The sequence below is a fragment of the Mesorhizobium norvegicum genome, from assembly GCF_004919685.1.
Taxonomy (GTDB): domain Bacteria; phylum Pseudomonadota; class Alphaproteobacteria; order Rhizobiales; family Rhizobiaceae; genus Mesorhizobium; species Mesorhizobium norvegicum.
The window spans coordinates 275744-288269 of the sequence record NZ_SMYZ01000012.1 but is presented as its reverse complement, the minus strand read 5'-3'; the positions used below and the strand labels follow the sequence as shown (position 1 = coordinate 288269).

11 protein-coding genes are annotated in these 12526 nt (G+C 62.3%); 4 read left to right on the top strand and 7 right to left on the bottom strand.

Features of this window, described 5'->3' with window-relative positions:
• Positions 1 to 216 precede the first annotated feature (216 nt).
• On the top strand, positions 217 to 2070 hold the full coding sequence (locus FCU66_RS05835) for an AsmA family protein (protein ID WP_136622172.1): 1854 nt from the start codon (positions 217 to 219) through the stop codon (positions 2068 to 2070).
• Between the two features lie 20 nt (positions 2071 to 2090).
• Here the strand turns inward: FCU66_RS05835 and FCU66_RS05830 are convergent, their stop codons facing one another.
• From FCU66_RS05830 to FCU66_RS05805, 6 genes are all read right to left on the bottom strand, one after another.
• The gene (locus FCU66_RS05830) at positions 2091 to 2909 is read right to left on the bottom strand and encodes an ABC transporter permease (RefSeq protein ID WP_127254695.1); all 819 of its coding nucleotides are present in this window, start codon (positions 2907 to 2909) and stop codon (positions 2091 to 2093) included.
• A gap of 4 nt (positions 2910 to 2913) precedes the next feature.
• A complete protein-coding gene (locus FCU66_RS05825) occupies positions 2914 to 3888 on the bottom strand; it encodes an ABC transporter permease subunit (protein ID WP_126067715.1) in 975 nt (324 codons plus the stop codon).
• Between the two features lie 9 nt (positions 3889 to 3897).
• Complete coding sequence (locus tag FCU66_RS05820; RefSeq protein WP_136622173.1) at positions 3898 to 5037, bottom strand: ABC transporter ATP-binding protein; 1140 nt, start codon at positions 5035 to 5037, stop codon at positions 3898 to 3900.
• An 83-nt stretch (positions 5038 to 5120) separates the two neighbouring features.
• Entirely contained in the window at positions 5121 to 6218 is a 1098-nt protein-coding gene (locus FCU66_RS05815; protein WP_136622174.1) for a polyamine ABC transporter substrate-binding protein, read from the bottom strand.
• 350 nt (positions 6219 to 6568) lie between these two features.
• Positions 6569 to 7522, bottom strand: a complete 954-nt coding sequence (locus FCU66_RS05810; protein ID WP_136622175.1) for a DMT family transporter — start codon at positions 7520 to 7522, stop codon at positions 6569 to 6571.
• A gap of 135 nt (positions 7523 to 7657) precedes the next feature.
• A complete protein-coding gene (locus FCU66_RS05805) occupies positions 7658 to 9106 on the bottom strand; it encodes a helix-turn-helix domain-containing protein (protein ID WP_136622176.1) in 1449 nt (482 codons plus the stop codon).
• A 236-nt stretch (positions 9107 to 9342) separates the two neighbouring features.
• Between FCU66_RS05805 and aceA the strand changes: the two genes are divergently transcribed.
• The 3 genes from aceA (at position 9343) to FCU66_RS05790 (ending at position 11616) form a co-directional block, all read left to right on the top strand.
• Positions 9343 to 10632: an isocitrate lyase gene (gene aceA / locus FCU66_RS05800; protein WP_136622177.1), complete on the top strand. Its 1290-nt coding sequence runs from the start codon at positions 9343 to 9345 to the stop codon at positions 10630 to 10632.
• 57 nt (positions 10633 to 10689) lie between these two features.
• The gene (locus tag FCU66_RS05795; protein ID WP_006202762.1) at positions 10690 to 10932 is read left to right on the top strand and encodes an SMc00767 family acetate metabolism repressor; all 243 of its coding nucleotides are present in this window, start codon (positions 10690 to 10692) and stop codon (positions 10930 to 10932) included.
• Positions 10933 to 11211: 279 nt separating this feature from the next.
• Positions 11212 to 11616: a response regulator gene (locus FCU66_RS05790; protein WP_425462838.1), complete on the top strand. Its 405-nt coding sequence runs from the start codon at positions 11212 to 11214 to the stop codon at positions 11614 to 11616.
• 68 nt (positions 11617 to 11684) lie between these two features.
• On the opposite strand, the gene FCU66_RS05785 is transcribed toward FCU66_RS05790, so the two are convergent.
• Entirely contained in the window at positions 11685 to 12401 is a 717-nt protein-coding gene (locus FCU66_RS05785; protein ID WP_136622179.1) for an HAD family hydrolase, read from the bottom strand.
• Positions 12402 to 12526 lie beyond the last annotated feature (125 nt).

Genomic DNA, 12526 nt, shown 5'->3' with positions numbered 1-12526 from the left:
CATCGCTTATGCATATCGCAGCGCAGCAGAGCAAGATTTTGTTCGGTCAATGCGACCAGATGTGCGCAAATGCCATCGCCGGGCCATAAAGACTTGAAATGCCTCAGCCCTAAGTCGTACTGACGACTGCAGTCGTAGTGACGACTGGGGCCGTAGTGACGGCCCGGGTTACACCCGTCGGGCGATTTTTGTCGGAATGGAAGCATACGGGGCGATATGCCATCATCTTTGATCCGGCGCGGAATATGGACGATCGGCGCTGCCGGTATCGTCATCGCGCTGGTGGTTGCCGCCCTGCCGCTGATCGCCTCCACCCGTATCGTACGGGACCGCATCGCCTGGGAAATGAGCGCGTGGAGCGGCTTCCGGGTCGCCATCGAAGGTTCGCCGCGCATCGAGGTCTGGCCGACATTCCGCGCGATCTTGACCGATGTGACGCTTTCACAATGGACCGACACCGAGGCGCCGCCGGTCGTCGAGGCAGAACGGGTCGAGGTCGACCTTTCCGCCATGGCGGCACTGCGCGGCGACGTGGTGTTTTCGACGGCGCGGCTAGTGCGGCCGACGATCCGGGTTCAGCGCACGCCAACCGGCCTCTTCCTGCCCGCCGTCCCGACCGGCGGGCGCATCACGCGCTCCATCGACACGGCGCGCGGCGTGGTCAATGCCGACCCCGCCAAGCCGGATCTCGACAAGCTGCCGGCCGACACCTTCGGCACTGTCGAGTTCCGCGACGGCCGCATGGTGGCCTCCATCGCCGGCAAGGACGTCGAGATCCTGAGCAGTTTGACAGGCCAGGCAAATTGGGCGGCGATGAACAGCAATGCGACGCTGTCGGCAACAGGAATCTGGCGCGGCGAAAGCGTTGCGCTGGACGTCGCCTCGCCGAAACCGCTTGTGCTGTTTGCCGGCGGTACGGCGCCGCTCACGCTGTCCTTCAAGGCGGCACCCGCCACCTTCTCGTTCGATGGCACCGCCAGCATGTCCGAAAATACCTATTTCGACGGCCAGGCGAAATTCTCGGCACCCTCGCTGCGGCGTGTCCTGGAATGGTCGCAGGCCGGCATCGCTCCGGGTGCTGCGATCGGCTCGGTCAGCATTTCGAGCAAGATCACGGCAACGGGCGGGCGCGTCAAGTTCGACAACACCGCGATTGCCCTGGACAACAATCCGGGAATGGGTGCGCTGGACCTCTCGCTTGGCGAAGCACAACCGGTGATCTCCGGCACGCTCGCCTTCGACACGCTCGACCTCAGATCGTTCCTCTCCGCCTTCACGCCGCTGGCGCCGACCGGAGGGGCGGGGCCCGGCGAAATCGACACAAGTTTCGCCGACAAGATCAACCTCGATCTCAGATTGTCCGCGGCGCACGCCACGGCAGGGCCTATCCAGCTCGCCGATGTCGCAGCCACCGCCCAGGTCAAGGACGGTCTTTCCGTCTTCGACATCTCCGATGCCTCGGCCTTCGGCGGCAACATCCAGACCAGCCTTCGCTTCGACCGCAAGCCGGAGGGCTCGCAGGTCGAGATCCGGCTGCTGGCGTCCGACATCGACGGCGGTGCTTTCGGTACGGCGGCAGGGATGACCCGGCTGGTGCCGGTTGGCACGGGTACCGTCTCGGTGATCCTCAAGGGACCGGGCAGGACCTGGGACTCCATCTTCGACAATGCCGACGGCTCGGTTTCGGCGACCTTCGGGCCGGGCGCGTTGAGCAAACTCAACCTGCCGGCCTTCCTCAAGCATACCGAACAAGGCGGTTTCTTCGCGCTCGACGACGTCTCCGACGGAACGCTGCCGATCGACGGCGCCGAGATCAAGGCCAGCATTTCGAAGGGCGTCGCACGGATCGACAAGGCCGAAGCCAATTCGGCGAAGTACAAGATCTGGCTGTCGGGCATCGCGTCCTACGCCGGACGAGGACTGGCCTTGTCCGGTGGTGTCATTCAGGCGGACCAGGCGGCAACACAGACCAATGGCCAGCAAGGCCCCAATCAGTCATCGTTCTTCGTCGGCGGGACGTGGAGCACGCCGTTCATTTCCCCGATCAGCCGCGGCGTTTCGGGGGAATAAGCAGCCGCGCCTTCCATCTTTCAGCCGCGCTGCGCGGCCTGCTCGTCGAGCTGGCGCTGCACCTCACGCCGCTTGTTGGCAAGCGAGGCGATGACGACGCCAATCGCCACAACGGCGATCAAAATGGTGCAGGCGGCGTTGATCTCCGGCGTCACGCCGAGGCGAACCTGGCTGTAGATCTTCATCGGCAGCGTCGTGGCGCCCGGCCCCGAGGTGAAGCTGGCGATGACCAGATCGTCGAGCGACAAGGTGAAGGCCAGCATCCAGCCGGAGACAATGGCCGGCATGATGACCGGCAGCGTGATCTGGAAAAAGGTCTTCACCGGCGTTGCGCCCAGATCCATCGCCGCTTCTTCCAGCGAGCGGTCGAAGGTGATGAGGCGCGACTGCACGACGACGGCGACGAAGCACATGGTCAGCGTGATGTGGGCGAGCGTCACGGTGAGGAAGCCGCGGTCGAGGCCGACGGCGACGAAGAGCAGCAACAGCGACAGGCCGGTGATGACTTCCGGCATGACCAGCGGCGCAAAGACCATGCCTGAAAACAGCACCCTGCCCTTGAAACGCGTGTAGCGGGTCAAGGTGAGTGCAGCCAGAGTGCCCAGCACCGTCGCAACTGTGGCCGAGATCAGACCAACACGCGCCGTCACCCAGGTCGCGTCCATGAGGCCCTGGTTGTGGAACAGCGAGACGTACCATTTGGTCGAGAAACCGCCCCAGACCGTGACCAGTTTCGACTCGTTGAAGGAGAAGACGATGAGCAGCACGATCGGCAAATAGAGAAAGGCAAAGCCAAGCACGATCGAGGTGATGTTGAAGCGGCTCCAGGTGGCGTTCATGAGGTCACCTGTCCATTTCTTGAGCGCGCGCCTGAGCCCGCTGGAAGAGCATGATCGGCACGATCAGCAGCAACAGCAGGATGACGGCCACGGCCGACGATACCGGCCAGTCGCGATTGGCGAAGAACTCGTTCCACAGCGTCTTGCCGATCATCAGCGTCTGCGATCCGCCGAGCAGGTCGGGAATGACGAATTCGCCGACCGCGGGGATGAACACCAGCAGGCAACCGGCGATGACGCCGGGCAGCGACAGCGGGAAGGTGATCTTCCAAAACGCGCTGGTCGGCGGGCAGCCGAGATCCTTGGCTGCCTCGATCAGCGAATAATCCATCTTCTCAAGCGCGGAATAGAGCGGCAGCACCATGAACGGCAGGTAGGAATAGACGATCCCGATGAAGATCGCCGTATAGGTGTTGAGGATGATCAGCGGCTGGTGGATGACGCCGGTGGCGAGCAGCAGCTGATTGAGCAGCCCTTCGGGCTTGAGAATGCCGATCCAGGCATAAACGCGGATCAGGAACGAGGTCCAGAACGGCAGGATCACCAGCATCAGCAAGGTCGGGCGGATCGTCGCCGGCGCACGCGCCATGCCGTAGGCGATCGGATAGCCGACGAGCAATGTCAGGACCGTCGAGATCGCGGCGATGATGACGCTGGTCACGTAGGCGTTGAAGTAGAGCGCGTCCTGCGTCAGCCAGGTGTAGTTGTCGAGACTGAGTTGTTTCAGCTGGGCAACGAACCCCGAAATGCCGCCGCTGAAATCGAGTGCCGGCGTATAGGGCGGAATGGCGATCGCCGTCTGCGACAGTGAAATCTTGAAGACGATGACGAACGGAATGAGGAAGAAGAACAGCAGCCAGACATAGGGGATGATGATGACCAGGCGGCCAAAGAAGGCCGCGCCCAGCCTGGCGAGGGCGGATTTGCCGGCATTGGTTGCCGGAGAGGCTGATGCGGTGGTGACGGCGGCGCTCGACATGCTCGCCCCCTACCGCGTCAGCACGACGCCGGCGTCGGGCCGGAAGGAAACCCAGGCGCGGTCGTTCCAGCTCAGCGGATCCTCGGCGATGCGGGCCGCGTTCATGGTGCTTGCCCGCACCATCTGCCCGTCGTCCAGCCTGACGTGATAGACCGTCATGTCGCCGAGATAGGCGATGTCGTAGACCTCGCCTTCGAGCGCATTGACCGCATCGGCGGGCTTTTTCGACGAGATCCTGATCTTCTCTGGCCTGATGGCGAACACGATATCGGCGCCTGCGGCCGTGTCGACGGCGTTGTCGACGACGATCTGGGCTCCGGTAGCACCCGCGATGCGGGTTGTCTTGGCCGTCCGCTCGGCGACCTTGCCCTCGAACATATTCACGTTGCCGACGAAGTGGGCGACAAAGCGCGAGCTGGGGGCTTCATAGACTTCGGCCGGCGTTGCCACCTGCATCACCTCGCCCTTGTCGATGATGGCGATGCGATCGGCCATCGTCATCGCCTCTTCCTGGTCGTGGGTGACGACGACGAAGGTCAGACCGAGGTTCTGCTGCAGGTCCATCAGTTCGAACTGCGTTTCCTCGCGCAGTTTCTTGTCCAATGCGCCGAGCGGCTCGTCGAGCAACAGCACCTTCGGCCGCTTGGCGACCGAGCGGGCGAGTGCGACGCGCTGGCGCTGGCCACCGGACAGCTGATGCGGCTTGCGCTTGGCGAACTGCTCGAGCTTGACCAGCTTCAGCATCTCGGCAACGCGCGACGCGATCTCGGGCTTCGGCATGCCGTCCTGCTTGAGGCCGAAGGCGATGTTGTTCTCGACCGTCATGTGCGGGAACAGCGCATAGGACTGGAACATCATGTTGACCGGCCGCCGGTAGGGCGGGATGCCGCGCAGATCCTGGCCATCGAGTAGGATGCGCCCGGCCGTCGGCTCCTCGAAGCCGGCGAGCATCCTGAGCAGGGTCGATTTTCCGCAGCCGGAGGCGCCGAGCAGAGCGAAGAACTCGCGCTCGAAGATGGTCAGCGACAGATTGTTGACGGCGGTGAAGTCACCGAACTTCTTGGTGACGTTGTCGAACTGAATATATGGCTTGGCGTTCGGGTCGTTCCACGGCGCAAAATCCCTGCGGATGCTGCCAAGCGATTTCATGTCCCACTCCGTCCTGATTCTTGCTTCTTGCCCCAGAAAAGAATGGTCCCGGCAGGTGGCTGCCGGGACCATGTCGGATTTGCCTACTGGCCCGTAACGATCTTGGTCCAGGTGCGCGTGATGACGCGCTGGGTCTTGGGATCGTATGGCGAGACGGTGTAGAGCTTCTTTATCGTCTCGGCATCGGGATAAACCGAAGGATCATCCAACAGTGCCTTGTCGACGAATTGCTGCGAAGCCTTGTTGCCGTTTGCGTAGAGCACGTAGTTCGACGATTTGGCGATAACTTCCGGCTTCATCATGTAATTGATGAATTCGAGCGCCTCCGCGACATGCGGCGCGTCGGCAGGGATCGCCATCTGGTCGAACCACATCTGAGCGCCCTCCTTCGGCACGGAATAGCCGATCTCGACGCCTTGCTTGGCCTCGACCGCGCGGTTGCGGGCCTGGAACACGTCACCCGACCAGCCGACCGCCAGGCAGATATCGCCGTTGGCGAGCGCGTTGATGTATTCGGAGGAGTGGAACTTCCTGATATAAGGCCGGACCTTGAGCAGAGCCTCCTCGGCCTTGGCGATATCGTCTGGCGACGTGCTGTTCGGGTCTAGGTTGAGATATTTCAAGGCCGCCGGAATGATGTCGGCCGGCGAGTCCAGCACATAGACGCCGCAGTCCTTCAGCTTGGCCAGGCTGTCGGGATTGAAGAAGACATCCCAGCTGTCGATTTTGTCGGTGCCGAGTGCCGCCTGAACCTTCTTGATGTTGTAGCCGATGCCAACCGTGCCCCACATGTAGTTGACCGAGTATTCGTTGCCGGGGTCATACTTGGCGGTTCGCTCCGAAACCGTGTCCCACATGTTGGAAATGTTCGGCAGTTTCGACTTGTCGAGCTTCTGGAACACCCCGGCCTGGATCTGGCGCGCAAGGAAATTGCCGCTGGGCACGACGACGTCATAGCCGCTGCCACCGGCAAGCAGCTTGGTTTCAAGGATTTCGTTGGAATCGAAGGTATCGTAGACGACCTTGATGCCGGTTTGCTTGGTGAAATCGTCGATGATCGAACTGTCGATGTAGTCCGACCAGTTGAAGACGTTGACGACGCGGTCTTCGGCGTGACCGCCGACGGTGAAAAGCGTCAGAAATGCCGAGGTTGCCGAAAGCCAGAGCGCTTTGCGGATCATGCTATTCTCCTTTGGTGAGTGTTCCATTGCCGGCTCGTCGCGGACCCCGCGCGACCGGGCATTTGTTTCAGACTATTGAGCTTTCCAAGGGGCGACAAGCGCGAACTGCCGACACCATGCAGGCGGTTCGATGAGCGGCAAGAGGTGGCTCTGTGTCCCTGCGGCGGCCTGGGAGGCGTGCCGATACCGTCAGAGGCTTTCGCCGTGGCGCGGGCAGAGATACGACGATATGGTCCGGTCTCGATCTGACCGGGGGGGAGACTTGGCAAGATACGCCTGTCTTGTTGTTGCCGTGGTCTCAGCCTGCCCGCGCGGCTACGAAGTTGTCAATGGCAAAGCTGCACGCCGCTTCAATTAGGCGACGGCACCCCGGTGACGCCTGCACGCTCGGGCCGTGTCTGGCGCTTGAACTCGAGCCCGATATGGACAAGCAGCGCCGTGACCACCACCGCGCCACCGATGATGGTGCGCGCCGACGGCACCTCGGAATGGATGAGCCAGACCCATATCGGGCCGAGGATCGGCTCGAACGTGCCGAGCAGCGCCGCGATGGCCGCCGGAATCAGCCGTGCGCCGGTGGCGAAGAACGCGAGACCAATGCCGAGATTGACCACGCCGAAAGCAAAGAGAAAGCCCATATCACTGACCGATACGGTGAATGTCGATGCCTGCGAGGCGGCAAAGCCGGCCGCAAGCATGGTGCCGAGGCAGGTTGCCGGCGTCATGCGCACGCTGGAAAACCGCCGGGTGATGACGGTGGCGATCGAGAACATGACCGCGATCAACAGCGCCAGCCCGTCACCTATCGGCGAGACGGCGCCATCAAGCGATTCCGACACCATGATGGCGACGCCGGCGATGACGGCGGCAATCGCCACCCAGGTCGCGACACCAACCCTTTCGCGAAACAACGCCCAGGCAAACAGCGCCGCCAGCAAGGGCACGCCGGCCTGCATCAACAGGATGTTGGCGACGGTGGTGTAGGCAAGCGCCACGACGAAGGCGGTCGACGCGGTGGCGAAGCAGACCCCGACGGCAAGGCCGGGCAGACCCATGTCACGGAACAATCTCAGCATGCCGCGCCAACCGTCGCGCCAGATCATGAAGCAGACCAGGAAGGCGGCTGCCCAGACGGAGCGCCAGAAAATAACCGTCCAGCTGTCGTCGACGGTGATGAAGCGGGCGATGGTGCCGCCGAAACTCCACATCAGCGCCGACAGGAACACCAAAAGCATGCCGACGCGTTCCTCGCGCGGCGACACGGCTGGCGATGCGACGATCGGCGATGATGCGGTGTCGGTCATGGGCGCGACTGTCGGGCTTTTGTGGACGGGACGATGCGCAGGAGACGACGAAAAGATGCTCTGTTCGCGTAACGCAAAGATGCAGGTCCGGGGTGAGCCAGCGACCGGCGACAATTGTGGCACCTTGCCTCGGCGTCACTGGAAATCGAAGGCGCTCAAGCCCGTCACCATCTCGTCGAGGCCGAGCGGACGCGTCACCGGCGGTTCGGCGCGCGCCAGGCAGCCGACGCGTTCGCAAAGCCGGCAGGCAGGCCCGACCGGCGTCGCCGCGACATTGCCGGCCCCGGCCCTTGCGGAGGTAACCACGCCGGGCAGTGCCGCGCCGTAAATGATGTCGTCACGAAAGCCGATGTCGCAACCGAGCAGCAGCGCGGTGCGGCGCGGGCGTTCCGAGAACGCGCCTTGCGGCCCTTCCAGCGTGCGGGCGATGCACAGGAACTCGGCGCCGTCGGGCATTTCCACCGCCTCGACGAAGATCTGGCCGGGCTGGGTGAAGGCAACATGCACGGGCAGTTTGGGACAGCCGCCGCTGAAGCGGCTTTGCGGAAAGCCCTGGCTGCCGGCCTTGCGGAAGCGGTTGCCGGCATTGTCGACCTCCAGCATGAAGAACGGCACGCCCGAGGCACCCTGCCGCTGCAGCATGGTCAGTCGGTTCGCCGCCTGTTCGAAGGAGACTCCAAAGCGCGAGCGCAGGACGTCGATGTCATAGCGGGCACGCACGGCAGCCGCGTGAAAGGCCTGGTAGGGCATCATCAGCGCATGCGCCGCATAGCGGCCAAGTTCGAAGCGGGCTAGCCGGCGTGCCTCGTCGGTGGTGAGTTTGAGCGCCTGGATCTCGCCGGCGACCGCGACCGTCATGCGGATCAGACAGGCCTCCATCGCGACTTCGCGCAACTGGTCGAACGGCGACAGGCGTTCGGACAGGAACAGGCGCTGCGAGTGGCGATCATAACGGCGGCGCCAGTTCGGCATGGTGGCGACAGGCAGCACTTTGACCACGATGCCATATTCGCGCTTCAGCCAGGCCTTCAGCGCGCCGAACAGATCGTCCCCGGGATCGAGCACCGAGGTGAACGCCGCGGCCTCCTCCTCGAGGGCTGCGAAATGGTTCGGCCGGCGCTCGAAAATCTCGTGCACCTCATCGATCGGCAGGCGGGCGCCGGAAAGCGCCGTCGCGCGACCTTCGCGCGCCAAAAGCTCGTTGAGATCGGACAGGCGCTCGGCCTGCTCGCGATAGGCGCGGAACAGTTTTATCACCGCCGCGGAGGCGTTGGGCGCTGCCTCGGCAAGCTCGATCAGCTCCTGATCTCCCGGCAGCTCGCCGACCAGCAGAGGATCGGTGAACACCTCCTTCAAGGCGGCGACAGATCCCCTTGCCTCGCCCTGCAACTCGTGCGGATCGACCTTGTAGACGGACGCCAGTTTCAGGATCAACTGCACCGTCAGCGGCCGCTGGTTGCGCTCGATCAGGTTGAGATAGGACGGCGAAATGCCGAGGCCCTCGGCCATCGCCGTCTGAGTCAGGCCCTTGGCGTTGCGGATGCGGCGGATGCGCGGCCCGGCGAATATTTTCTGGTCAGCCATCGACTGTCCTTGACAGGAATTTACACAAATTTCGCGGCGATCTCGCCACGCCAAGCTTTACAAGCGTGACAAATTTACAGCGCAGGCCTGTCAAACGCAACACAGGTTTTCCTTTATATTTTGGCGATTTCCTTGATTCTTCTGGCTCATTTCGCGCCGCAATGTAAATTCAGTCACATTCCGGCGCACAGATGGTTGATGCCCGGACACGGTGCAGCAATCCTTCGGAGTGACCAATGACTGATTTTTACAAACTCGTCCCATCGGCGCCGGAAGGTCGCTTCGACGGCATCGAGCGGCCCTATTCCGCGGCGGATGTGAAGCGGCTGCGCGGTTCGGTGCAGATCCGCCAGAGCCTTGCCGAAATGGGCGCCAACCGGCTGTGGAAGCTCATCCACGAGGAGGATTTCGTCAACGCGCTCGGCGCCATGTCCGGTAACCAGGCAATGCAGCAGGTGCGCGCCGGGCTGAAGGCGATCTACCTGTCGGGCTGGCAGGTTGCCGCTGACGCCAACACCGCTGGCGCGATGTATCCGGACCAGTCGCTCTACCCGGCCAATGCGGCGCCGGAACTGGTCAAGCGCATCAACCGCACGCTGCAGCGCGCCGACCAGATCGAAACGTCCGAAGGCAACGGGCTTTCCGTCGAGACCTGGTTCGCGCCGATCGTCGCCGACGCGGAAGCCGGCTTCGGTGGACCGCTCAACGCCTTCGAAATCATGAAGGCCTTCATCGAGGCGGGTGCCGCCGGCGTCCACTATGAGGATCAGCTGGCATCGGAGAAGAAGTGCGGCCATCTCGGCGGCAAGGTGCTGATCCCGACCGCGGCGCACATCCGCAACCTCAACGCCGCGCGTCTGGCGGCGGACGTGATGGGCACGCCGACCCTGGTCGTCGCGCGCACCGATGCGGAAGCCGCCAAGCTGCTCACCTCCGACATCGACGAACGCGACCAGCCTTTCGTCGACTACGGCGCCGGGCGCACGGTGGAAGGTTTCTACAACGTCAGGAATGGCATCGAGCCCTGCATCGCCCGCGCCATCGCCTATGCGCCTTATGCGGATCTGATCTGGTGCGAGACCTCAAAGCCCGACCTGGCGCAGGCCAAGAAATTTGCCGAGGGCGTGCGCAAGCACCACCCCGACAAGCTGCTCGCCTACAATTGCTCGCCATCGTTCAACTGGAAGAAGAACCTCGACGACGCGACGATCGCCAGGTTCCAGAAGGAACTCGGCGCGATGGGCTACAAGTTCCAGTTCATCACGCTCGCCGGCTTCCACCAGCTCAACTATGGCATGTTCGAACTGGCGCGCGGCTACAAGGCGCGGCAGATGGCGGCCTATTCCGAGTTGCAGGAGGCGGAGTTCGCTGCCGAGGCCAATGGCTACACAGCGACCAAGCACCAGCGCGAGGTCGGCACCGGCTATTTCGACGCCGTGTCGATGGCGATCACCGGCGGCCAGTCGTCGACCACCGCCATGCATGAATCGACCGAGCACGCGCAGTTCAAACCGGCCGCTGAATAGCGGACCACAGAAATACAGAGGAAACGCCCAACAGGGCTTGGAACAAGGAGAAGACCAATGGCATCGATAAGCCGTGTCAAGGAACGCGCCGAGGAACAGTCCACGACGATGAGCGTCGACCAGCAAGCGACGATCCGCATGCTCGCCAACGACCTGCACCGCCTCAACCAGTCGGTGATGAAGGCGGTCGAGGCGGGCGTCTCGGTGGAGCTCGTGCGCTCGGCACGACATCACGGCGGTGACGGCAACTGGGGCGATCTGCTGATCCCGGTGATCGTCACACAGCAGAGCCACGGCTGATCGAAATCCTTGCAACCGACCCTTCACCTGCGCAGTCTCTGCGCAGGTGAATTTTCTTTTTATGAAATGCACTTGTGGACAGTTCAGTACAGTAGCGTTGCTTGAAATTCACTGCTCCCGGAGATGATTTCGGCTCCTTTTATTTCAACTTGACATGGGTCGCGATCTCACGCCAATTGCGCCTGAGATTCAACTCTGCATTGAAATAGGGGCGAGCTTCTTGGCCGACTTGTGTGCCCAGTGAATCGCGAAGGCGAGACTCCAAGACATCCGAATCTGGTGACCCGCGACTCAAGCACCGAGACGATCCGTGATCCGTCGCAGGTGCTTGTCGTCGGCAGATCGCCAATCAATCGCGTGGTGATTTCAAAGATCGTCGAGCGATCCGGGCTCAAGCCGATTTCGGAATCTCCCGACACGGCGGCAAAGATCTTGCGGTCCCTCATTCCCGGTGCGGTTGTCCTTGACGGCGGCGCCGACAACAAGGACTGCGACAATCTGATGTCCAGCATCGCCGCGTTGCGGCGGGTCTCGGGCAAATCGCAGCCACCGGTAATCCTGCTTTCAACCAAGAATGGCACGACGGAAAGCCTGGGCCTGTCTGATATCGTCGACGTGGTGGTCGCCAAGCCGATCACGCCCGAACGGTTGCAACCGGTGATCGATCGCCTGGTCGGCCGCTAGAGCAATTGCAGGAAAAGGCTGTAACGGTCTTCCGTCCGGAATTGCGCAAAATAGGTAAGGCCCGACGATCAGCCCGGATTGATGATGCTTTCAACCAGTCCGGGCAGTTGTCCGAGATCGGATATCTGGCGAAACCTCGATTCGGCCACCGGCGCCTCGACATGCTCCAGCACCCAGGTCAGTTCATGCGGCACATGGACACCCCAACCGCCGGCCTCGATGGCCGGGACCACGTCCGACTTCAGCGAGTTGCCGACCATCATGCTTTTCGCAGGACCATCGCCGTGGCGGTTGAAGAGCCTGCTATAGGTGGCGGCATTCTTGTCGCTGACGATCTCGACCGCATCGAACAGATCGCCCAGGCCTGACCCAGCCAGCTTGCGCTCCTGGTCAAAGAGGTCGCCCTTGGTGATCAGCACAAGGCGGAATGCGCCGGCAAGCTTTTCAACAGTCTCGCGCGCATGCGGAAGGGCCTCGATCGGATGACTCAGCATCTCGCGGCCGGCATCAAGAATCTCTGATATGACCGAGGCCGGTACGCGGCCTTGCGTGACCTCGATCGCCGTTTCGATCATCGACAGGGTAAATCCCTTGATGCCGAAGCCATAGACGGCGAGGTTGCGCCTTTCGGCCTCCAGCAATCGTGCCGAGATGTGCTCCGCTTCGCCATGATCGGCGAGCATGGCGGCAAAGCGCTTTTCCGTCAGGCGGAAGAACTGCTCGTTCTGCCACAGCGTGTCGTCGGCATCGAAGCCGATCGTCGTCAGTTTACCGTTGTGCCGCATTGAACGTCTCGATTGGCATTGGGAATGGGAAACTAAGCCGATTGGCGTGATTTTCAACCGCGTCAGCCAATGCCCGACGTGGCTCCCCTTCCCTTCCATAGGGGGGCACGGCTATACTCCACAAT